At 70.0% G+C, this 21,616-nt stretch carries 16 protein-coding genes and 2 pseudogenes; 8 read left to right on the top strand and 10 right to left on the bottom strand.

Annotated features, from left to right (window positions below; genetic code table 11):
- Nucleotides 1–2 precede the first annotated feature (2 nt).
- Both rpsF and ACZ4TW_RS02195 read right to left on the bottom strand, forming a co-directional pair.
- Nucleotides 3–392, bottom strand: coding sequence for a 30S ribosomal protein S6 (gene rpsF, locus ACZ4TW_RS02200; RefSeq protein WP_465539700.1), 390 nt, complete (start codon nt 390–392; stop codon nt 3–5).
- Between the two features lie 139 nt (nt 393–531).
- Nucleotides 532–1,977 (bottom strand): CCA tRNA nucleotidyltransferase, encoded by a 1,446-nt coding sequence (locus ACZ4TW_RS02195; RefSeq protein WP_465539698.1) that lies wholly within the window; start codon nt 1,975–1,977, stop codon nt 532–534.
- 102 nt (nt 1,978–2,079) lie between these two features.
- Here ACZ4TW_RS02195 and ACZ4TW_RS02190 point away from each other — a divergent pair, with 102 nt between their 5' ends.
- The 6 genes from ACZ4TW_RS02190 to ACZ4TW_RS02165 all read left to right on the top strand — a co-directional run bounded on the left by ACZ4TW_RS02190 (nt 2,080) and on the right by ACZ4TW_RS02165 (nt 9,908).
- The gene (locus ACZ4TW_RS02190; RefSeq protein WP_465539696.1) at nt 2,080–4,260 is read left to right on the top strand and encodes a DUF6049 family protein; all 2,181 of its coding nucleotides are present in this window, start codon (nt 2,080–2,082) and stop codon (nt 4,258–4,260) included.
- A complete protein-coding gene (gene murJ / locus ACZ4TW_RS02185; protein ID WP_465539695.1) occupies nt 4,257–5,879 on the top strand; it encodes a murein biosynthesis integral membrane protein MurJ in 1,623 nt (540 codons plus the stop codon). The genes ACZ4TW_RS02190 and murJ overlap by 4 nt, the downstream gene beginning before the upstream one ends.
- Nucleotides 5,880–6,043: 164 nt before the next feature.
- Nucleotides 6,044–7,051: a thioredoxin-disulfide reductase gene (gene trxB / locus ACZ4TW_RS02180; RefSeq protein ID WP_465539694.1), complete on the top strand. Its 1,008-nt coding sequence runs from the start codon at nt 6,044–6,046 to the stop codon at nt 7,049–7,051.
- 61 nt (nt 7,052–7,112) lie between these two features.
- Complete coding sequence (gene trxA, locus ACZ4TW_RS02175; RefSeq protein WP_465539692.1) at nt 7,113–7,436, top strand: thioredoxin; 324 nt, start codon at nt 7,113–7,115, stop codon at nt 7,434–7,436.
- Between the two features lie 168 nt (nt 7,437–7,604).
- On the top strand, nt 7,605–8,927 hold the full coding sequence (locus ACZ4TW_RS02170) for an aminotransferase-like domain-containing protein (protein WP_465539690.1): 1,323 nt from the start codon (nt 7,605–7,607) through the stop codon (nt 8,925–8,927).
- Between the two features lie 21 nt (nt 8,928–8,948).
- Nucleotides 8,949–9,908, top strand: a complete 960-nt coding sequence (locus ACZ4TW_RS02165; protein WP_465539687.1) for a D-alanine--D-alanine ligase family protein — start codon at nt 8,949–8,951, stop codon at nt 9,906–9,908.
- 22 nt (nt 9,909–9,930) lie between these two features.
- Here ACZ4TW_RS02165 and ACZ4TW_RS02160 read toward each other — a convergent pair whose 3' ends face one another.
- The 8 genes and pseudogenes from ACZ4TW_RS02160 to rpmH all read right to left on the bottom strand — a co-directional run bounded on the left by ACZ4TW_RS02160 (nt 9,931) and on the right by rpmH (nt 18,156).
- Nucleotides 9,931–10,905, bottom strand: a complete 975-nt coding sequence (locus ACZ4TW_RS02160; RefSeq protein WP_465539686.1) for a ParB/RepB/Spo0J family partition protein — start codon at nt 10,903–10,905, stop codon at nt 9,931–9,933.
- Complete coding sequence (locus ACZ4TW_RS02155; protein ID WP_465540253.1) at nt 10,905–11,777, bottom strand: ParA family protein; 873 nt, start codon at nt 11,775–11,777, stop codon at nt 10,905–10,907. Before ACZ4TW_RS02155 ends, ACZ4TW_RS02160 begins: the two co-directional genes overlap by 1 nt.
- Nucleotides 11,778–14,957: 3,180 nt before the next feature.
- The gene (gene rsmG / locus ACZ4TW_RS02150; protein WP_465539684.1) at nt 14,958–15,611 is read right to left on the bottom strand and encodes a 16S rRNA (guanine(527)-N(7))-methyltransferase RsmG; all 654 of its coding nucleotides are present in this window, start codon (nt 15,609–15,611) and stop codon (nt 14,958–14,960) included.
- Between the two features lie 26 nt (nt 15,612–15,637).
- The gene (locus ACZ4TW_RS02145) at nt 15,638–16,135 is read right to left on the bottom strand and encodes a Jag family protein (RefSeq protein ID WP_465539681.1); all 498 of its coding nucleotides are present in this window, start codon (nt 16,133–16,135) and stop codon (nt 15,638–15,640) included.
- Nucleotides 16,136–16,140: 5 nt separating this feature from the next.
- Nucleotides 16,141–17,118 carry a membrane protein insertase YidC gene (gene yidC, locus ACZ4TW_RS02140; protein WP_465539680.1) on the bottom strand — a complete coding sequence of 326 codons (978 nt, stop codon included), beginning with the start codon at nt 17,116–17,118 and terminating at the stop codon, nt 16,141–16,143.
- A gap of 197 nt (nt 17,119–17,315) precedes the next feature.
- Nucleotides 17,316–17,603 (bottom strand): annotated as a pseudogene (yidD, locus tag ACZ4TW_RS02135) (membrane protein insertion efficiency factor YidD); the annotation flags it as partial.
- Between the two features lie 89 nt (nt 17,604–17,692).
- Nucleotides 17,693–18,010 (bottom strand): annotated as a pseudogene (rnpA, locus tag ACZ4TW_RS02130) (ribonuclease P protein component); the annotation flags it as partial.
- Nucleotides 18,011–18,018: 8 nt separating this feature from the next.
- Nucleotides 18,019–18,156, bottom strand: a complete 138-nt coding sequence (gene rpmH, locus ACZ4TW_RS02125) for a 50S ribosomal protein L34 (protein ID WP_019181680.1) — start codon at nt 18,154–18,156, stop codon at nt 18,019–18,021.
- A 412-nt stretch (nt 18,157–18,568) separates the two neighbouring features.
- Between rpmH and dnaA the strand changes: the two genes are divergently transcribed.
- Both dnaA and dnaN read left to right on the top strand, forming a co-directional pair.
- Nucleotides 18,569–20,074: a chromosomal replication initiator protein DnaA gene (dnaA, locus tag ACZ4TW_RS02120; RefSeq protein WP_465539677.1), complete on the top strand. Its 1,506-nt coding sequence runs from the start codon at nt 18,569–18,571 to the stop codon at nt 20,072–20,074.
- Between the two features lie 376 nt (nt 20,075–20,450).
- Nucleotides 20,451–21,605 (top strand): DNA polymerase III subunit beta, encoded by a 1,155-nt coding sequence (gene dnaN, locus ACZ4TW_RS02115; protein ID WP_465539675.1) that lies wholly within the window; start codon nt 20,451–20,453, stop codon nt 21,603–21,605.
- The last annotated feature ends 11 nt before the right edge of the window (nt 21,606–21,616 follow it).

Raw genomic sequence — 21,616 nt, 5'->3', positions numbered from 1 at the left:
GACTAGGCGTCCTTCTTGGCGGCGGCGGCCTTGCTCGCTGCGGCGGTCGCCTTCTTGGCGGCGCGCTTGGCGTCGGCGGCCTGGATCTTCTCGGCGCGCGCGACAGCCTCTTCGGCACGGAGGACCTTGGTGCGCATGACGGCCTCGCTGAGGTTCAGCTGGCGGTCGAGCTCGTTGGTCGTGGCCGACTCGGCGGTGAAGTTCACGACGGCGTAGATGCCCTCGGACTTCTTGTCGATCTCGTAGGCCAGGCGACGCTTGCCCCAGATGTCGACGGTGTCGACGGTGCCGCCATCGTTGCGGATGACGTTGAGGAACTTGTCGAGGCTCGGAGCAACGGTGCGCTCATCGATCGACGGATCGAGGATGACCATCAGCTCGTACTGGTGCATGACAGACCCACCTCCTTCGGACTCAAGCGGTCACAGACGGTCTGTGACAGGAGGGTGTACATGCGTCGACCCGAGGAGGCCGCGAATGCGGCGCACGGGCAACCTTCACATCGTAACGGATGTCACCTCGACGCGCACATCAGGCGCCGGGGGCGGCCGACTGGCGGGCTGCCCACCAGGCGAGGAGGCGCTCGCGCGCGACATCCGGCCCGACCGGGCCCTCGTCGAGCCGCAGGTCGAGCAGGAACTTGTACGCCTCGCCCACGATCGGTCCCGGGCGCACGCCGAGCGCCGCCATGATCTGCTGACCGTCGAGCTCGGGACGCACTGCGGCGAGCTCCTCCTCCTCGGCGAGCTGCGCGATGCGCTCCTCGAGGTCGTCGTACGCGAAGCCGAGCCGGTCGGCCTTGCGGCGGTTGCGGGTCGTGACGTCGGCACGGGTGAGGATGTGCAGCCGCTCGAGCTGGTCGCCCGCGTCGCGCACGTACCGGCGCACGGCCGAGTCGGACCACGCGGCATCCGTGTACCCGAAGAATCGCAGGTGCAGCTCGATCAGCCGCGAGACCGCGGCGATCGTGTCGTTGTCGAAGCGCAGGGCGCGCAGGCGCTTCCGGGCGAGCTTCGCGCCGACCATGTCGTGGTGGTGGAACGACACCGCCCCGCCGGGCTCCAGCCTCCGCGTCGCCGGCTTGCCGATGTCGTGCAGCAGCGCCGCGAGCCGCACGACCAGGTCGGGCGAGGAGAGGTTGCCTCGGGAGACCTCGTAGTCGATGGCCTGGTCGAGCACGGTCAGCGAGTGCTCGTAGACGTCCTTGTGGTGGTGGTGCTCGTCGATCTCGAGCATGAGCGCGGGGATCTCGGGCAGCACCCGGGCGGCGATGCCGCTCTCGACGAGCAGCCGGATGCCGTGGCGCGGCGCCGACGTGATCAGCAGCTTCGACAGCTCGTCACGCACGCGCTCGGCCGAGATCCGGTCGATCTCGGCTGCGAAGGCCGACATCGCGTCGAGGGTGCCGGCCTCGACCTCGAACCCGAGCTGCGAGGCGAACCTCGCGGCGCGCATCATCCGGAGCGGGTCGTCGCCGAACGAGACCTCTGGCGGGGCCGGGGTGCGCAGCACGCCCGCGATCAGGTCATCGACGCCGCCCGACGGGTCGACGAGCTCGAGGCGCGGAAGGCGCAGCGCGAGCGCGTTGACGGTGAAGTCGCGGCGTTCGAGGTCGTCGACGAGCGAGGTTCCGAACGCCACCTCGGGCTTGCGCGAATTGCCATCGTACACGTCGGCGCGGTAGGTCGTGATCTCGACGGTGTGTCCGTGCACGAGCGCGCCGATCGTGCCGAACGCGCGGCCGATGTCCCAGTGCGCCTCGGCGATCGGCTTGACGACCGCGAGGATCTCGTCGGGCGTGGCATCCGTCGTGAAATCGAGGTCGTTCGTGCTGCGGCCGAGGAACGCGTCGCGCACGGGCCCGCCCACGAGCGACAGCTCGTACCCGGCGGCGTCGAAGGCGTGCGCGAGCGTCGCGACCGTCGGCGAGGCCGCCAGACCACTGAGCCGGTCGAGGGCCTCCGCGACACTCTGCATTGCTCCATGTTAGGCAAGGGCCGGGGGCGGGCCGTGTCCGGGGGGCGGATGGCGCGTGCGATCCCTGCGGCCTCCCGGAGCGCACGCCGTAGAATCGCCTCCATGCCGGCCGAGTCGACCCTCCTTCGACGTGTCCGCCGACTCCTCTCCATCTCCGCCGCCGGGGCGGCGTGCGCCGCGCTCGGGCTCGGGGTCGTCGGCATCGGCGTCCCGCTCGCCGGCCCCGCGGCGCCGCATGCCGTCGCGGCCGAGTCGAGTGCCGAGGAGGGCGTCGAGGGCGTGCGGCTGAGCGTCGCCCCCGCCGACGGCACGGCGATCGCCGCGGGCGAACCGGCCGACGTCGTGATCGAGATCGTGAACGGCACGGATGCCGCGATCCGGGCCGGCACGCTGCGACTCGGCGTGGCCGCCGACACGCTCGACGACCGAGCCGCGCTCGACGCGTGGACGACGCCCGACGAGGAGGCGACCGACGGCGCCGACGCGACCCCCGACGCCGACGTCGTCGCCGAACGCGCCACCGCCTCGCTCGCGGCGGGCGCGGCCACGGCGCTGACCTTCACCGTGCCCGCCGATGCGACCGACGCGAGCGACCCGGTGATCGGCCTGACGGCCGAGCTCGAGGTCGACGGCCAGGCGGTCTCGTCGGCAACGGCGATCGTGCCGAACTCGCGCGTTCCGGCGTCGTCGCCCGCCGGCCTCGCCCTCGCGTACCCCCTCACGGTGCCCTCGCAGTCGACGGGGTTGATCCCTGCTGACCGCCTCGAGTCGTGGACGGGCCCGACCGGCCTGCTCACGCGCCAGCTGGAGGCGGTCGCCGGCCGGCCCGTGGCGATCGGCCTCGACCCGCGCATCCCCGCCTCGATCCGCGTGCTCGGCAGCGCCGCGCCCGAGAGCGCCGTCGCCTGGCTGGGGGAGCTCGCACTCGTGCCCAACGAGGTGTTCCCCCTCGCGTACGCCGACGCCGACCTCGCCGCCCAGGCCCAGGTGGGCCTCGACGGACCGCTCGAGCCCGTCGGATTCGACGACGCCATCGACCCGGCGAACTTCGCGGGCGAGACCGACGGCGAGGCGGGCGGCACCTCGGCGCCCCGCGAGCTCCCGAGCACGTCCGACCTGCTGGAGTGGGACTTCACGCGCACCGACATCGCATGGCCCGCCGACGACACCGTCGCGACCGGCGACCTCGACCAGTTCGCGGCCGGCGGCCTGACGACCGCCATCCTCTTCCCGTCCAACGCCGAGCCGGTCGAGGAGGCCGTGAACGCCCGGGCGACGATCGACGGGCGGGCGGCGATGGTCGCCGACGGGCCCGTGACCAGTGCGCTGCGCGCGGCGGCGGCAGCGACATCCGACACCGCGTGGCGCAGCGCCACCGCGCGCCTGCTCGCCGAGCTCGCCCTGGTCGGCGATGACGACGGGGTGACGCTCCTCGGCACCTTCGCCCGATCCGCCGGGCTCGACGCCGACCGTGCCGCCGCCACGCTCGCCGCGCTCTCCGAGGGGCAGTGGGCACGGCCGGCGACGCTCGTCGAGGCCGTCGGCGCGCCGCCCGCGACCCGCACGCTCGCGTCGATGCCCGAGGATTCCCAGCGGCTCGAGAACGTCGAACGCCTCCTGCAGGCGGAGCGATCCGTCGACGAGTTCTCGAACGTGCTCGCCGATCCCACCGTGCTCACCGGACCCACGCGGCGCGACCTCCTCGCCCTGCTCGACGTCGGGTGGCTCGACGAGCCGGATGCCTGGACCGAAGCCGTCGGCGAATGGCTCGTCGACCGTCGGGCCGTCACGAACACGGTCTCGATCGTGCCCAGTAGCAGCGTGCTGGTGGTCGCCACCGAGACCGGCATCCCGATCACCGTCGAGAACGACCTGCCCTATCCGGTCGACGTCGTCGTCGAGGTCGCCCCGTCGAACGGCCGGCTCATCGTCGAGGACACCGTCGAGGCCACCGTCGAGGCCGAGAGCCGGAGCACCGTGGGCGTGCCGGTCGCCGCCGGCGTGGGCAGCGGCGAGGTGACGCTCGTCGTCTCGCTCAGCTCGCCCGACGGCACGCCGGTCGGCATGAGCGTGCAGGTCCCCGCGAACGTGCAGGCCGACTGGGAGGGCGTCGGCGCCGCGGTCATCGCCGGCATTGTCGTGGTCGTGTTCGCGGTGGGCGTGCTGCGCGCGTTCCGCCGGCGGCGCCGCGAGCGGGCGCAGGCGGCGCGGGCGGAGCAGGAGACGCCGGCGCCGGCGGCCCCGCCGGCCGACGAGGCCGCCCCGGCCGGTGAGCGCGCATGAGCGACGACCGCATCGCGCGGGCGAGCCTGTTCCTGGCCTCGGGCACGATCGTCTCGCGCATCCTCGGCTTCCTGAAGGCGATCGTCCTCGCCGCGACCATCGGCGTCGTCGGCTCCGCCAGCGCGGACGCCTTCGCGGTCGCGAACGGCCTGCCGAACACCGTCTACGTGATCGTCGCGGGCGGCGTGCTCAGCGCCGTCCTGGTGCCGCAGATCGTTCGCGCGGCCGCGCACGAGGACGGCGGCAGCGCGTACATCAACAAGCTCGTGACGCTGGCGCTGGTCGTGATCGGGGCGGCGACCGTGCTCGCGACCGCGCTGGCGCCACTCCTCGCGTGGATCTACGGCGGCGGCTTCCCGCCCGACACCCTCGCCCTCGCGACCGCCTTCGCGTTCTGGTGCCTGCCGCAGATCTTCTTCTACGGCCTCTACACGCTCCTCGGCGAGGTGCTGAACGCCCGTCGCAGCTTCGGCCCGTTCACGTGGGTGCCGGTGCTGAACAACGTCGTCGCGCTCATCGGCCTCGTCGTGTTCGGCGTGCTCTTCGGGTTCGACCCCGACGGCACGCGCGCGGCCGACGCGTGGACGCCGGGCATGATCGCGCTGCTCGCCGGCTCAGCCACCCTCGGCATCGCCGCGCAGGCCCTCGTCCTCTTCTGGTTCTGGCGCCGCATCGGCCTCCGCTACCGGCCCGACTTCCAGTGGCGCGGCGTCGGGCTGCGCTCGGCCGGCCGCATGGCCGGCTGGACGTTCGGGATGCTGCTCCTCACGACGTTCGCCGGCATCGTGCAGACCCGCGTGGTGAGCAACGCCTCGGGCGAGGGCGCGTCGATCGCGGCGATCGAGAACGCGTGGCTCGTCTTCATGCTGCCGCACTCCGTCATCACGGTCTCGATCGCGACCGCGTACTTCACGCGCATGAGCGAGCACGCCCGCGACGGCGAACTGGATCGCGTGCGGGCCGACCTGTCGGGCGCGGTGCGCGGCGTCGGGCTGATCCTCATGCTCGCGTCGGCCGTGCTCGTCGTCGTGGCCTACCCGTTCGCCGCGGTGTTCCAGCCGGGCAACCTCGCCAACGCGTCGGCGCTCGGCAACGTGATCATCGCGTTCGCGATCGGGCTCGTGGGCTTCAGCGTACTCTTCGTGGTCCAGCGCACCTTCTATGCGCTCGGCGACACGCGCACGCCGTTCCTGTTCACGCTCGTGCAGGTCATCGTCTTCACGCTCGCGGCGCTCGCCTGCCTGCTGCTGCCCGTGGAGTGGATCGCCGTCGGCGTGGCGCTCGCCACGACCGTCGCGGGCACGGTGCAGCTCGGCCTCGCGGTCGGGCTGCTCCGCACGAAGCTCGGCACGCTCGACGGGCGGCGCGTGCTGACGAGCCTCGGGCGCGACCTGCTGGCGGTCATCGTGCCGGTGGCCGCCGGGCTCGCGATCGTCTGGGCGTTCGGCGCGTTCCGCGACGGGGGCTTCGCGATCGCCGATCGCTGGAGTGCGATCGCCGTCATGGCGCTCACCGGCACGGTCATGGCCGCGCTCTACGGCTCCATCCTGTGGCTGCTGCGTTCGCCCGAGCTGCGCGGCTTCGTCACGCCCATGCTCGCCCGGCTGCGCCGACGCTGACCCGAGGGCAGCGGATGGCGCGCCATCGGCGTGCTCCGCGGCACCCTGTGACCCGCCCGTGAGCGCCCGTCACCCGGAATAGGCGCCGCCTAGACTGTGTTCACCATGTCGTGGCATCCGCTCGACGGATGCCGCAGCGACGCAGGAGAACGACAGGAGCGGCTTTGCGCGACATCATCATCATCGGATCGGGGCCCGCGGGCTTCACCGCGGCGATCTACGCGGCCCGTGCCGAGCTGAAGCCGATGCTCGTGGCGAGCTCCGTCGAGATCGGCGGTGAGCTCATGAACACCACCGAGGTCGAGAACTTCCCCGGCTTCCCCGAGGGCATCATGGGCCCCGACCTGATGGGCAAGATGCAGGCGCAGGCCGAGCGCTTCGGCACCGAGGTCGTCTACGACGATGTCGTCGAGCTCGAGCTCGACGGGCCCGTCAAGCGCGTCAAGCTGGGCAACGGCGGCGAGCACGAGGCGAAGGCGATCATCTTCGCGACCGGCTCGGCCTACCGCAAGCTGGGCCTTCCCGAGGAGGAGCGCCTCTCCGGACACGGTCTGTCGTGGTGCGCGACCTGCGACGGCTTCTTCTTCCGCGAGAAGACGATCGCGGTCGTCGGCGGCGGCGACTCGGCGATGGAGGAGGCGACGTTCCTCACCCGCTTCGCCGACAAGGTCTACGTGATCCACCGTCGCGACGAGCTCAAGGCGTCGAAGATCATGCAGCAGCGCGCCTTCGACAACCCGAAGATCGAGTTCATCTGGAACGCGGCCATCGACGCGATCCACGGCGACACCGCCGTGACCGGTGTCACGCTGCGCGACACGGTCACCGGCGAGGTCCGTGGGCTCGACCTCGACGGCCTGTTCGTCGCGATCGGCAACGACCCGCGCACGCACCTCGTGCACGGCAAGCTCGACCTCACGCCCGAGGGCACGATCGCGGTCCAGGGACGTTCGTCGCGCACGTCGGCCGTCGGGGTCTTCGCCGCCGGCGACGTGATCGACCCGACCTACCGCCAGGCCGTCACGGCGGCCGGATCCGGCACCGTCGCGGCGCTCGACGCCGAGCACTACCTCGCCGCCCTCGAGGATTCCGAGTCGCCCGAAGCGGCCGAATCCGAGGCCGAGGCCGTCGACGAGGCCGTGGCCATCGACCGGCTCGCCGAGGTGGGCTGACCGGGCTCGCCCCGCGCACGCCCCGCCCCGCGACATCCGCTTCACCGAGAAGGAGAAACCCATGACTGCACGTGCAGTGACCGAGGCCACCTGGGAGCAGGAGGTCCTCAACAACGACAAGGCCGTCCTCGTCGACTTCTGGGCCGAGTGGTGCGGCCCGTGTCGCGCGGTCAGCCCGATCCTCGACCAGATCGCGACCGAACACTCCGACAAGCTCGACATCGTCAAGCTCAACGTCGACGAGAACCCGGGCCTCGCGATGAAGTACCAGATCACCGCCATCCCCGCGTTCAAGGTGTTCGAGAACGGCGAGGTCGTCAAGACCGTCATCGGCGCCAAGCCGAAGCCCGCCCTCGAGGCCGACCTCGCCGCCTACATCGCGTAGTCGGCCGCCTCGCAACGCTTCGAGACCCGCCCGGCACACGCCGGGCGGGTCTTTCGCGTATCCGCGGGCGGATGGCTCCGCCGCCCCCCGCTCGCGCCCGGGCACCCTCGCGTCATCGGCCCCACGGCGATGACTAGCATGAGAATCCTGAACAGAACGGAATCAGCAGTGACCTCTGACGGCGTCCCCCAGCGGACCGGCAACAACCTCGACCCCTGGTACGCGAACTACGCCGACCGAGCCGCCGGCTTCGCCGCGTCCGAGGTGCGAGCGCTGTTCGCCGTGGCGTCGCGGCCCGAGGTCGTCTCGCTCGCGGGCGGCATGCCGTACGTGTCGGCGCTGCCGCAGCAGTTGATCACGACGGCGTTCGAGCGGGTCATGCGCGAGCAGGGGCCGGTCGCGCTGCAGTACGGCTCGGGGCAGGGCATCCCGTCGCTGCGCGAGCACATCCTCGACGTGATGTCGCTCGAGGGCATCCGCGCCTCCGTCGACAATGTCGTGACCTCGACCGGGTCGCAGCAGGCGCTCGACTTCGTCGCCAAGCTGTTCCTCGATCCGGGCGACGTCGTGCTCGCCGAGGCACCGTCCTACGTCGGCGCGATGGGCGTGTTCCGCTCGTACCAGGCGTCGGTCGTGCACGTCGCGATGGACGACGACGGCCTGATCCCCGAGGCGCTGCGCCAGACCATCGCGCACCTGCGCGGCCAGGGTCGCCGGATCAAGTTCCTGTACACCATCCCGAACTTCCACAACCCGGCCGGCGTCACCCTGTCGGCCGACCGCCGGCCCGAGATCCTCGAGATCTGCCGGTCGAACGAGATCCTCGTGCTCGAGGACAATCCGTACGGCCTGCTGCACTTCGACGAGCCGGCTCCCGAGGCGCTGCGGTCGATGGACCCCGAGGGCGTGATCTACCTGGGCTCCTTCTCGAAGACGCTCGCGCCGGGGTTCCGCGTGGGGTGGGCGCTCGCGCCGCATGCGATCAGGGAGAAGCTCATCCTCGCGGCCGAATCCGCGATCCTCTCGCCGTCGTCGTTCAGCCAGCTCGTCGTATCCGAGTACCTCTCGCAGGCCGACTGGCGCGGGCAGATCGACGCGTTCCGCGGCGTGTACCGCGAACGCAAGGATGCGATGATCGAGGCGCTGGGGGAGCACCTGCCCCAGCTGTCGTGGACGAACCCGAACGGCGGGTTCTACGTCTGGGTGACGCTGCCCGACGTGCTCGACTCCAAGCAGATGCTGCCGCGTGCGGTGCGCGAGCTGGTCGCCTACACGCCCGGGACCGCGTTCTTCGCCGATGGACGCGGTCGGCATGCCATGCGCCTGTCGTTCTGCTACCCCACGCCCGACGCGATCCGGCTCGGCATCCGGCGACTCGCGACGGTCGTCAACGGCGAGCTCGACCTGCTCGACACGTTCGCCGGCACCGGCTCGCTGCAGTCGCCCGATCGTCCCGGCATCGAGCCGGCCCCGCCCACCGACCTCAAGTAGTACCGGAGAGAATCCCTGATCATGAGCGAATCCACTGGTCTCACCGTCGTCGTGCTCGCTGGCGGGATCTCGCATGAGCGGGATGTCTCGCTCCGCTCCGGACGGCGGGTCGCCGACGCCCTCGTGCAGGCGGGGCACCGGGTCGAACTCCGCGACCCCGACGCGTCGCTGCTGCCCTACCTGGCCGAGCGGCGACCCGACGTGGTCTTCCCCGCCCTGCACGGCTCGAGCGGTGAGGACGGCTCGCTGCTCGAACTGCTCGCCGCGCTCGGCGTGCCGACGGTCGGCTCGACGGGCGCCGCTGCCCGGAGGGCGTGGTCGAAGCCCGTCGCGAGTTCGCTGCTCGCCGAGGCGGGCGTGGCGGTTCCCGAGTCGATCGTGCTGTCGCACGAGGCCTTCCGCGAGCTCGGGGCGGCTAGCGTGCTGCGAGTGGTGCGCGAGGCGCTCGAGGGCGACCTCGTGGTCAAGCCGGCGTCCGGCGGATCGGCGCAGGGCGTGACCATCGTCGAGGACCCGACCGAGCTGCCGCGAGCGATGGTCGACGCGTTCACCTACGACGACCTGGCGGTGGTCGAGCGGCGAGTCGTCGGCACCGAGCTCGCGATCGCCATCGTCGAGACGGATGGCGCGCCCCGCGCGCTCACCGCCGTGGAGATCGTGCCGTCGACCGGGGTGTACTCATTCCAGGAGCGCTACAACGCGGGGGAGACGACCTTCTTCGCGCCGTCCCGGCTCGATGACGCCGCCGTCGAGCGGGCGACCGACGCCGCCCTCCTTGCACACCGGACGCTCGGCCTGCGCGACCTGTCCCGGGTCGACCTCATCGTCGACGCGGAGGGCACGCCGTGGTTCCTCGAGGCCAATGTGCTCCCCGGCCTGACCGAGACCTCACTCGTGCCGCTCGCGATCGAGGCCTCCGAGACGGATGCCTCGGCCGTCTACGACACGCTCGTCCGGGCGGCGTTGGCGCGCGCCGCCTGACTGGGCGGGCGACCGCGATCGGTCACACGCCGTCGAGGTCCTCGCCGAGCTCGCCGAGGATGCGGCGGAGATCCTGCACCGTTGCGAAATCGATGCTGATCTGGCCTTTGCGGGCTCCCAGCGTGATCTTGACGCGAGTGTCGAGGCGGTCGCCGAGGCGAGTCGAGAGGTCGTCGAGGAAGTCCTGTCGCTTCCCTGCGGCCGGCTTGAGCCGTGCCGGCTTGGGCGCTTCGGCCACGATCGCCTCCGCGGCGCGCACGGAGAGGTCCTCGTTGACGATCTTGTCGGCGAGCTGCTGCATCGCCTCGGGGTCGCCCGCCGCGAGGACGGCCCGGGCGTGGCCCGCGCTGAGGACGCCGGCGGCGACGCGGAGCTGCACCGGCTCGGGCAGCTTGAGCAGCCGGAGCGTGTTCGAGATCTGCGGGCGCGACCGACCGATGCGCGTGGCGAGTTCCTCCTGCGTGATGCCGAAGTCGGCGAGGAGCTGCTGGTAGGCCGACGCCTCCTCGAGCGGGTTCAGCTGCGAGCGGTGCAGGTTCTCGAGCAGGGCGTCGCGAAGCATCGCGTCGTTCGCGGTGTCCTTGACGACCGCGGGGATCGTGTCGAGCCCGGCCGCCTTGGTGGCGCGGAGGCGCCGCTCGCCCATGACGAGTTCGTACTTGCCGGGCCGATCGGGGTGCGGGCGGACGACGATCGGCTGGAGCACGCCGAACTCGCGGACGCTGTGCACCAGTTCGGCGAGGTCGTCGGGATCGAAGACCGACCGCGGTTGCTGGGCGTTCGGGACGATGTCGTCGGGGTCCAACCGAGCCAGGTGGGCTCCCGGCACGGTGAGGAGGTTCGCGTCGGCGGCGTTCTCGACCGCGGCGACCGCCGTCTTCGGTGCTTCGCTCTCCGTGAAGAAGACGTCGACCGGCCTCGTCGCTCGGGGCGCATCCTCGTTGGTCGGGATCAGTGCGCCGATCCCGCGACCCAGACCGGTGCGCTTCGTTGCCATCAGTCGGACTCCTTCTGTTCTGATGCGTTCCGCCATGCGATCTCGGCGGCCGCTTCACGATACGAGAGCGAGCCGCTCGACGCGTAGTCGTAGCTGATGACGCTCTGGCCGTAGCTCGGCGCTTCGGAGACACGAACCGAGCGGGGGATGATCGTGCCGAGCGTCTGGGTGGGGAAGTGGTCCCGCACCTCCTGCGCGACCTGCTGGGCCAGGTTGGTGCGCGAGTCGTACATCGTGAGCAGGATGGTGCTCAGCCGGAGTTCCGGGTTGAGGTGCTTCTCGATCAGCTCGATGTTGCTGAGCAGCTGCGAGAGACCCTCGAGCGCGTAGTACTCGCACTGGATCGGGATCAGGACCTCGCGCGCGGCCACGAACGCGTTGATCGTGAGGAGGCCGAGCGACGGCGGGCAGTCGATGAAGACGTAGTGGTACGGGTCGTCCATCTGGGCGAGATGCGCGTCAAGTGCCCGGCGCAGGCGCTGCTCTCGGGCGACCAGTGAGACGAGCTCGATCTCCGCGCCGGCGAGGTGGATGGTGGCGGGGACGCAGTCGAGGTTGTCGTGCTCGGTGGATCGGCGGACCACGTCGGCAATGGGAAGATCGCCGACGAGGACGTCGTAGACGCTCTGCTGGTCGGATCGGTGCTCGACTCCGAGCGCCGTCGACGCGTTGCCCTGCGGGTCGAGGTCGATCACGAGGACCCGGGCTCCAGCGCGCGCCAGGGCCGCGGCGAGGTTCACTGCGGAGGTCGTCTTCCCGACGCCGCCCTTCTGATTCGAGATCGTCAGGATCCGCGTGGACGCCGGCACCGGAAGCACCGCTTCCTCGAGCGCGAGACGCCGACGCGTCTCGTCGGCAAGCTGGTCAGCCAGTGGAGTTCCTCCATTTGAATCGGATGTTTCACGTGAAACATCGCCCGGGAGCGGGGCATCGTCGACGCTCGTCGCAGCCGGCGCCGACTCGGATGCGGCGTGGTCTGGCGTGGAGGCGGATTCGCTTGGGAACCCGGACTCGCCCACCGGTTCGGTTTCGCGGGCCGGTTCCGTCGGGCGCGCCGGCTCGGGCTCGGCGGCCGGCTTCGGTTGGCCTACCGGCTGGGGTTCGCGTACCGGCTCGGGTTCGCGAACCGGGTCGGATCGTCGCGCCGGCTCGGAGTCGGATGGCGCGGGCGATTCCGCCGTATCGGGTCCGTGCTCCTGCGCGACGACGGGGTCGTGGGCACTACCGGGCGGGGGAGTCACCGGTTCGTCGAACACCGAATAGGTCTCATCCTCGACCGCGACGTCGGTCGTCTGGTCGGCGTTCCACCCGTTCGTCGACTCGGCCACCCGAACCTGGGCGCGCTGTGCGTCGGGTTCGGACGAATCGACCGGTCGTGGCTGATGGAGGCTCGAGACCGTCTCGGCGGTGGCATCGCCGACGATCTCGCGGATGATGTCCTCGAGCAGCTTGTCTGGGTCGCTGTGATGGAGGACCGGCGCCGGTCCGTGGGGGACCTCCGGTCCGGTCTCGCCGGCGAGCGCTGCTGCCGTCGCGGCATCCCAGTCGTATGCCGACGGTGCGGCGGCCGTCGAATCGCCGGCGCCATTCGTCGCGCGGCTGCCGGATCCCGACGGCGCGAATCGATCAGCCGGCGCCCCGCCGGCGCCGGGGGAGCCGAGCTGGACCCCACCGGCGGAATGCTCATCGGTCCCGGAGAACGGCGGTCGTCGCAGCGCACCGACGTCGCCGCCCCCGTTCGACGGCGTGTGGCTCGGCGCGCCGCCACCGCCTCGCGGATCGGCGAGCTGCTGCGCTTCGTAGGCCTCAAGGCGTGTGGGCTCAGGCTCATGCACGGGCTCGGGATCGGGTTGCGGCTTCCTCCGGTGGAACCAGCCACGCCCCCCGCCCTGCGCCATGCCACCACACTCCCTGAGCCGTTCGACGTTGCCGATTCGTCGACGGCGATCATCGACACCCAAGCCTAACCGCCGCCTCGGACGGCCGACGGGGTCGCCGCCGAAGTTTCGCCTCTCCGCCACGGAGGATCGCGCCCGCATGCACCGGAACTCGGTTCGCCTGTCGTTTCACGTGAAACGTCGGCCACCTGCCCCGCCCGGAAGTTCGGATGTCCCACCCGCCGCTCTTCTGAGTCGACCCAGTGCTGCTGTTCCGGCTCACGGCGACGCCATCCTCGGGCAGCTGGGGTGACTGACCCGTCACGAGCGCGTTTCACGTGAAACGCTCCTTTCCGAGGAAGTGAAATGACGGTACTCGTGAGCACACTGCCCGAGGGACCGCCCGCAGAAGCCATGGCGGTGCTTCCGGTCGACGTGCGTGCCCGTCGGTATTTCGATCGCCCCGCGCGACCGCCCGCTTGGAAGGGCCGGCGAGCAGCAGCCGGGCACGACCTCGGTGCACGGCGCCGGCTGCTCTGGCTCCAGGTGACCGCATCCAGACACGAACGGTTCGACACGCACCCTCGTGACCATGCTCCGAGCGCTCGCCTCTGGACGCAGCCTGAACATCGCGGCCTGGCGCGCGATGCGACAGCATGTGTAGGGCAGCAGGGCGCCATCGGGAGGCCCCGGTCGGCGCGAGAGGGCTCGGCGCCCGGACGGCCTGGGGTCTCACGGGCGGCTGGTGGCGGCCTGCGGGAGCTGACCACGCGCTCCGCCGACCAGTCCGCTCTCCTGCCGACCGCGCACGACTCGCTTGCACCGGCCCCTTCGGTTGCCCAGGCAAGCAGCGCATCACGGCCCTACCCGCGGGACCGTGTTGTGCATCGCCTCAGCGCAGCACCGAACGAATCACGGGCTCACCCCAGGAGGGTGACCGATGGAGAGAGGGGCCGGGATGAATCAACTCGAATACCTCGATCAGTCCGACGAGGGCTCGCCTCGAGGCGTCCGGGAACGTCGGACGGACGGCTGCGGGGAGTGCCGGCTGAGCGGACGAGGCCGTGGCGACCTCCCTTCAACGCGGTCTGCGGCGCGAGTTCAAGCGGCTGTGGAGCGAGCGGTCGTCGTTTCACGTGAAACGCCGATCGGGCCCCCGGAAACTCTCGTCCGCTCGTCAGAGGTCGTGTCTCGCGGGCGCGGCCTGCGTTGGTGGTCGGTCCGCAGCTGCGGCGGCGAGCGTGTGGTCGGTGGACCACCCCGCCGTTTCACGTGAAACGCTGAACTGCCGGGAAGCCGGGGGCCCTTGTCAGTCCCCGCGCGCAGGAGATCGGATCGGGCGGTCGCCCGCCAGGGCGCACCGATCAGCGCGAGCTTCTCATCGAGGCTGGTCTCGACGATCCGCGAGGCGGACGATCTGACCCCGTACGAGGAACGAAGCGCAGACGACGCTCGAGTCGAGTCCAGCGAGCAGTTGAGTATCGAGATGCAGCCCCACCGTCGGCGGGCCCGCCGGCGTGCGAGGGCATCGCGGGCGCTCGGGTACCGCCGCGCGAGCTCGCGTCGGGAGCTGACACGCTGCCGCGCTCCATTGAGATGATTGCGCCCGGCACACGTCGAGACGTATGCGCTTTGTCGGCGACCCAGCTCATCGCGCCGCTCGCGCATACTCGGAAGCAAATCGGCCCCGAACGAGTTGGACGGGATATCGACCATCTCGCGGCGCCCCCGTGGAGCGAGCATGCGGTCGCGTGGATCGAAGACGGTCTCGCTCCGTGGCCCCTGTGCGGGTGAGGGGCAGTGGATGCGTCGCCCGGCGGTCCTCATCATCGCCACGGATCGGTGGCCCTGGCCGCATGGACTGCGGCAGTCCCGTTCCACGGCGGCCTCTCCGGGACCCGCGGGCGCCACCTCGACGGCGTGGCCGAGTGGATGTTTCACGTGAAACGCACTCACGATCAGCGCGCCGTGAGCCGCCGCAGAAAGTGCGCTGGGCACGACGACGACGCGATCTCCTCGAGCGAGCGGAAGGGCGCAAGGCGGTCGCGTCGACTGCGGCCGGCACGCACACCGGAACGCCAGCGCCGCGTACCGGCTGTCCGCTCGTCCTCGGCCGTCTTCTACGAAAACTGGCACGAGCGGCCGAGGCTGCCGACGCGTTGGACGCTTGGCGGGCTACGCCGGAACGCGCGCGCGGAAGACACGCGTGACGTCGTCGACGATTCCTTCGCCGACGATCACGACTTCGACTCGCTCCAGCCGGAACTTGCGGATCGTCTTCTCGGCGGCACCGATCTCAGCGTCGACGCCGCCGCCCTTCATGAGGATCAGCTCGCCACCGGGGCGAAGCAGGGGAGCGGTGACCGGGATCAGGGTACGCAGCGCGCTCACGGCCCGAGCCGTGACCTGGTCGAGCTGCCCCTTGAGCTTCGCCTCTTCGGCTCGAGCCCGCACGACGTCGACGTTCGCGAGCTCGAGCTCCTCGACCTGATGGGTGAGCCAGGCCACCCGTCGTTCCATCGGCTCGATGAGCGTGAGATGCACGTCTGGACGGGCGATCGCCAGCAGGATGCCGGGAAGACCGGCACCCGAGCCGACGTCGCCCACACGGCCGGGACGAAGCAGCGGAGCCACGAGGCCGGAGTTCACGATGTGCCGCGTCCAGAGTCGCGGAAGCTCAAGCGGACCGATGAGGCCGAGCTCCTCGCCGTGCTCGGCCAGGTTCTCCGTGAACTGCCGCGCCGTGGTGAGATGTTCGCCGAACACGTCCGCAGCGGAGCTCGGCTCCGGCTCGAGCGCCTCGCGCCAGCTGAGCGATCCGTCAGTCATGTTTCACGTGAAACGTCGTGCGATGTTCAGCCGAGGCGCGTGATGACCGTGTGACGCTCCGCACCCTCGCCGCGCGATTCGGAGTGCAGGCCGCGCTCCGCGACGAGATCGTGCACGAGCTTGCGCTCGTACGACGACATGGGAGGAAGGGCCGCCTCGGAGGCTCCCGCCTCGATGCGCTCAGCGGCTCGCGCGACCAGCCGGCCGAGCTCGTCGCGGCGGGCGTCGCGCGAACCGCCGATGTCGAGGATCAGCCGGGAGAACGCCCCGGTCTTGGTCTGCACCGCGAGACGCGTGAGCTCCTGCAGCGCGGACACGGTCTCGGAGCGAGAGAGGACCGAGAGGTTCGCGCTCTCACCGGCATGCACCGCGATGTACGCGCGGCCGTTGCGCGCGTCGATGTCGATGTCACCGTCGAGGTCGCAGATGTCGAGGAGTTCCTCGATGTAGTCGGCCGCGATGTCGCCCTCCTCCTCGAGCTGCTCGAGGGTGCGGGTCGCGGCGTCGGGCTGGACGTCGGTCATCGGGGTCACTTCCTGTTCTGCTTCTTCGCGCGGTTCTTGCCCATCGGCTGCTGCCGCTGCGTGGTGCTCGGCTTCTTCGCGACATCCTGGCCACCGTCGGCCGGCGGCTCGATCACGAGCTTGCCCTTCTTCGCCAGACGAGCCTCGCGCGCCTTCGCGGCCTCACTGCCCGGGGTGGGCATGTTGCGGATCACGATGAACTGCTGGCCCATGGTCCAGAAGTTCGAGACCAGCCAGTAGAACATCACGCCGAGGGGGAATGCGACGCCCGAGACGGCGAACACGAGCGGGAGCAGGTAGAGCAGGATGCGCTGCTGACGGAACATGGGGCTCGCCTTGGTCTCGGGCGACATGTTCTTGGAGACGATCTGCAGCTGGGTGATGAACTGCGACGCGGTCATCAGGATGATCATCGTCACGGCGACGAGCATGGTGGGGAGGCTGAACGGCTCGCCCGCGATCATCGCGTTCCACTCGCCGATGAAGGTCGAGTTCAGGGGGGCGCCGAGGAACGTGGCCTTCGAGAACGATTCGGCGAGTGCAGGGGTGAGCGCACCGACTCCGCCTCGCTCGGCGTGGATCGACGCGTCGTTGAGCACCGAGAACAGGCCGAAGAAGATCGGCATCTGCAGCAGGAGGGGCAGGCACGACGAGAGCGGGTTCGTGCCCGTGCGCTTGTAGAGCTCCATGGTCTCGCGCGACATCGCCTCGCGCGAGAACTGGTCCTTCTTGCCCTTGTACTTGTCCTGGATCTTCTTGAGCTGCGGCGCGACCTCGAGCATTCGGCGCTGGCTCTTGATCTGGCGCACGAAGATCGGGATGAGCGCCGCCCGAACGACGATGACCAGGCCGACGATCGCGAGCACCCAGGTGATGCCGGCGTCGGGGTCGAGCCCCAGGAACGTCCACAACGAGTGGAACGCGACGAGGATCAGCTCGATGGCCCATTTGATGGGCCACAGGATGATGCTGAAGATGTCCATGGAGCGGGTCAGTCCTTCCGGGACGTGGTGGGGGAGAGCTCAGGACCCGCGGGCTCGCGGGTGACGGGGGCCGCCGCGTCGACCGCGGGCGGAGTCGGATGGCCGTGATCGGCGTGATCGGCGTGATGGGCGTGATCGGAGCCCGACGGAACCACATGACGACCGCGGGCGCGCTCGTCGGGCGCCCATCCGGCGGGAACCACGAATCCGAATCGCGTCACGTGGAACCGGCGCCGCCGAGGCATCCGGACGTCGTCGACGCCGCCCCGAGACCAGGGGTTGCAGCGGAGGATTCGCCAGCCGGTGAGCAGCGACCCCACGACCAGGCCTCGGTGCTGCACCGAGCCGAGCCCGTACGCCGAGCACGACGGGTAGTACCGGCACACGTCGCCGTACAGCGGTGAGACCACGGCCCGGTAGGCGCGGATGAGCAGCACGCCCGCATTCCGGGGGAGGAGCCACACGAACCAGGCGAGATCGCGCATGGTCAGCCGTCTTCCGCTGCGGGGTGCGAAGCGGAGCCCACGCCGGCACGGGCGGCGGCGTCGGAGGTGCGGCGGCGCCCACGCGCGGCCAGGGCGGACGAGACATCCGCCCGAAGGGTGGGGAAGTCGGCGGTCGCCGCCGTCGGCAGCGCGCGCACGACGACGTCGACGGCGGTCGCGCCGCCGTCGACGAGCTCGCGGCAGGCGGCCTTCAGCCGGCGGCGCACGAGGTTGCGCCGCACGGCCGAGCCGACCTTCTTGGACACGATGAAGCCGAAGCGCGCGTCGGTGCCCGCCTCACGTGAGCGGAGGTAGCTCACGGTGTGGGCACCGGCGACCTTCGCACCGCGGCGCACGATGAACCGGTAGTCATCGGCGCTCGTGATGCGGTTGGCTTTGGCGAGCACCGAGGAACTTACGCGGAGAGCTCGGTGCGACCCTTGGAGCGGCGGGCCGCGAGGATGGCGCGACCGGCGCGGGTGCGCATGCGGGCGCGGAAGCCGTGCTTCTTGGCGCGACGACGGTTGTTGGGCTGGAAGGTACGCTTGCTCATTCTTCTTCTCCGGCTTGGGATCCTCCGCGCACGGACGCGTCACAGGTGCGTCGGCGGGGAAACTCGGTGCCCGAAAGGGCTGCGGTCAACTGATTAAAACTACGGCCTGCGGATGCCGCGGTCAAACCGAGGCGCACTCCCGAACGGTTATTCTCCACCGATCCACAGCTTCGACCGCGGACCGACACGCCGGGAGCGCTTCGATCCTCCAATCGGCATTTGTCGGCGGCAGTCCGATTCGCTAGCGTGTGAGACCAGTTATCCCCAGCCTGTTCGGCGGAATTCCGCGCCTCTCGCGGCGTCGCTCACAGGTGGGGACAACGCTGTGAACATACACCTCGGGCCGCTCGACCTGTCGTTCGGGGGGACGACGAGCAGCCCACCGACGGTGCCTTGAAGATTGCGGGGAGCGATGACCGAACAGCCCATTTCCGACACGTGGGCCACCGTCCTCGAGCGGCTGTCGGACGATGAGGCGATCACGCCGATGCTCCAGGGCTTCCTCAGCCTGGTCGAGCCGAAGGGCATCGCGGCCGGCACGTTCTACCTCGAGGTGCCGAACGACTTCACGGCGAGCATGCTGAACCAGCGCATGCGCGTGTCCCTGCTGTCGGCGATGAGCGTGATCGATGCGCCGTCCCCGGTCACGTCGTTCTACGTGGTCGTCAATCCCGAGCTCGAGGAGACACGTCAACCCGAGCCGCAGCCGGTCGGCAGCGGCCTGGCCGGCGGCGGCCTCGGCATGGGCGGCGGGCTGGGCATGGGGGGCGGCCTCGGCGGCGGCGCACTCACCGCCGTCGGCGACGGCCCCGGTCCGGGAACCGACCTGCCCGCGCCATCCGCGCCGATCTTCGACACGGCCAATCCCGACCGGCCCCGCGACGCGCGGCTGAACCCGAAGTACTCGTTCGACAGCTTCGTCATCGGGCAGTCGAACCGGTTCGCGCATGCCGCGGCGGTCGCGGTCGCCGAGGCGCCGGCCAAGGCGTACAACCCGCTGTTCATCTACGGCGATTCCGGCCTCGGCAAGACCCACCTCCTCCACGCGATCGGCCACTACGCGATGAGCCTGTACCCGGGCATCCGCGTGCGGTACGTCTCGTCCGAGGAGTTCACGAACGACTTCATCAACTCGATCGCGAACAACCGCGGCTCGCTCTTCCAGCAGCGCTACCGCAACATCGACATCCTGCTCATCGACGACATCCAGTTCCTGCAGGGCAAGGCCGAGACGCAGGAGGCCTTCTTCCACACCTTCAACACGCTGCACGACCACAACAAGCAGGTCGTGATCACGAGCGACGTGCCGCCGAAGCACCTCACGGGCTTCGAGGACCGCATGCGGAGCCGCTTCGAGTGGGGCCTCATCACCGACGTGCAGGCGCCCGACCTCGAGACCCGCATCGCGATCCTCCGCAAGAAGGCGCAGAACGAGCACCTCCAGGTGCCCGACGACATCCTCGAGTACATGGCCTCCAAGGTCTCGAGCAACATCCGCGAGCTCGAGGGCACCCTGATCCGCGTGACCGCGTTCGCCAGCCTGAACCGCACGCCGGTCGACATGCCGCTCGTGCAGACGGTCCTGAAGGACCTGATCACGGATGACACCGACAACGTCGTCGCGCCGGTCGACATCATCACGGCCACCGCCGACTACTTCAAGCTCACGGTCGACGACCTGTACGGGTCGAGCCGCTCCCAGGCGGTCGCGACCGCGCGCCAGATCGCGATGTACCTGTGCCGCGAGCTGACGAGCCTCAGCCTGCCCAAGATTGGGCAGCTGTTCGGCAACCGCGACCACACGACGGTGATGTACGCGAACAAGAAGATCTCGGAGCTCATGAAGGAGCGCCGCTCGATCTACAACCAGGTGACGGAGCTCACCGCACGCATCAAGCAGAACTCGCGCTTCCGCTGATCCCGGCTCGTCCCGAGCAATTCCACACAGTTGTGGAGAATCTGTGGATTGTTAACGAGCAACCGCGCCACGACTGTTGAGACGGGCCGTCGGCCTGTGTACAACTCCGAACACCCGACGGCGCTCGGCAGAGCCATCCGCCACCGTTTCCACACACCGTGCACAGCCGTGCCAGCCCTCTGGCCCGCCGTCCCGGGGATCACCGCACGCCATCCACAGTTTCCACACCGGTTAACACCGTTAAGAGATAGAGGGTTAATCCGGGGCGTTCGACAACCTCGGAGTCGGTCGGCCTCGGAACGCCGGAAATCCCCGCGCCCGGAATGACCGTCCGGATAGCATGGGAGCCGATCCAGCCCTCCACGACGGGAGAACCGTGAAGTTCCAGGTCAATCGCGACGTCTTCAGTGAGGCCGTGTCCTTCGCCGTCAAGCTGCTGCCGCAGCGCACGACACTGCCGATCCTCTCCGGAGTGCTGATCCAGGCGAGCGGCGACGGGCTCGTGCTCTCCTCCTTCGACTACGAGGTCTCATCGCGCACCGAGATCCAGGCCGATGTCGAGGAGCCGGGCACCGTCCTGGTCTCCGGTCGCCTGCTCGCCGAGATCGCCGGCCGGCTGCCGAACGCGCCGGTCCGCGTGTCGACCGAGGAGTCGCGCATCTCGGTGGCCTGCGGATCGGCGAGCTTCACGCTGCTGTCGATGCCGGTCGAGGAGTACCCGTCGATCCCCGAGATCGGCGAGCGCACCGGCGTCGTGCCCGCGGAGGAGTTCGCCTCGGCCGTCTCGCAGGTGGCGGTCGCGGCATCCCGCGACGATGTCACCCCGGTCATCACGGGCGTCCAGCTCGAGGTGCGCGAGAACAACCTGAGCCTCGTGGCCACCGACCGGTACCGGGTGGCCATCCGCGAGATCGAGTGGGATGGCGGCGGCGTCGCCGGCGAGGGCCAGGACGCGCCGACCGCGCTCGTGCCGGCCCGCACGCTGCAGGAGGTCGGCAAGACCTTCGGGCACTCGGGCACGATCTCGGTCGCCATCACGAGCCGTGACGACCGCGAGCTGATCGCGTTCTCGGCCGACCGCAAGACCGTCACGAGCCTGCTCATCAAGGGGAACTTCCCGCCGGTGCGTCGACTCTTCCCCGAGACGGTCGACAATTACGCCGTGATGAACACGGCCGAGCTCATCGAGGCGACGCGTCGCGTGGCGCTCGTGCTGGAGCGCGAGGCCGCACTGCGCTACACGTTCACGGCCGACGGACTCACGCTCGAGGCGATCGGCAGCGAACAGGCCCAGGCATCCGAGTCGATCGACGCGATCCTCACCGGCGACGAGACGGTCGTCTCGCTGAAGCCCCAGTTCCTGCTCGACGGCCTGCAGGCCGTGCCGAGCGAGTTCGTGCGCATCTCCTTCACGAAGACCGAGAACCCCAACAAGCCGGGACCCGTGCTCATCACGAGCCAGACCTCGCGCGAGCAGGCCGGCGCAGACAGCTACCGCTACCTGCTGCAGCCGAACCTCCTGCTGAGGTAGCGCAGCCGCGA

The sequence above is a fragment of the Agromyces sp. NPDC029043 genome (assembly GCF_055564615.1).
Note: the sequence above shows the minus strand (reverse complement) of the source record. Positions and strands in the feature narration are given on the sequence as shown.

What these genes read in the sequence shown, in the direction of transcription:
- rpmH (WP_019181680.1), bottom strand. Translation starts at nt 18,156, where the DNA reads ATGAGCAAGCGTACCTTCCAGCCCAACAACCGTCGTCGCGCCAAGAAG.
- murJ (WP_465539695.1), top strand. Translation starts at nt 4,257, where the DNA reads ATGAGCGACGACCGCATCGCGCGGGCGAGCCTGTTCCTGGCCTCGGGC.
- ACZ4TW_RS02145 (WP_465539681.1), bottom strand. Translation starts at nt 16,135, where the DNA reads ATGACCGACGTCCAGCCCGACGCCGCGACCCGCACCCTCGAGCAGCTC.
- trxA (WP_465539692.1), top strand. Translation starts at nt 7,113, where the DNA reads ATGACTGCACGTGCAGTGACCGAGGCCACCTGGGAGCAGGAGGTCCTC.
- rpsF (WP_465539700.1), bottom strand. Translation starts at nt 392, where the DNA reads ATGCACCAGTACGAGCTGATGGTCATCCTCGATCCGTCGATCGATGAG.
- rsmG (WP_465539684.1), bottom strand. Translation starts at nt 15,611, where the DNA reads ATGACTGACGGATCGCTCAGCTGGCGCGAGGCGCTCGAGCCGGAGCCG.
- yidC (WP_465539680.1), bottom strand. Translation starts at nt 17,118, where the DNA reads ATGGACATCTTCAGCATCATCCTGTGGCCCATCAAATGGGCCATCGAG.
- ACZ4TW_RS02190 (WP_465539696.1), top strand. Translation starts at nt 2,080, where the DNA reads ATGCCGGCCGAGTCGACCCTCCTTCGACGTGTCCGCCGACTCCTCTCC.
- dnaA (WP_465539677.1), top strand. Translation starts at nt 18,569, where the DNA reads ATGACCGAACAGCCCATTTCCGACACGTGGGCCACCGTCCTCGAGCGG.
- ACZ4TW_RS02160 (WP_465539686.1), bottom strand. Translation starts at nt 10,905, where the DNA reads ATGGCAACGAAGCGCACCGGTCTGGGTCGCGGGATCGGCGCACTGATC.
- ACZ4TW_RS02165 (WP_465539687.1), top strand. Translation starts at nt 8,949, where the DNA reads ATGAGCGAATCCACTGGTCTCACCGTCGTCGTGCTCGCTGGCGGGATC.
- ACZ4TW_RS02195 (WP_465539698.1), bottom strand. Translation starts at nt 1,977, where the DNA reads ATGCAGAGTGTCGCGGAGGCCCTCGACCGGCTCAGTGGTCTGGCGGCC.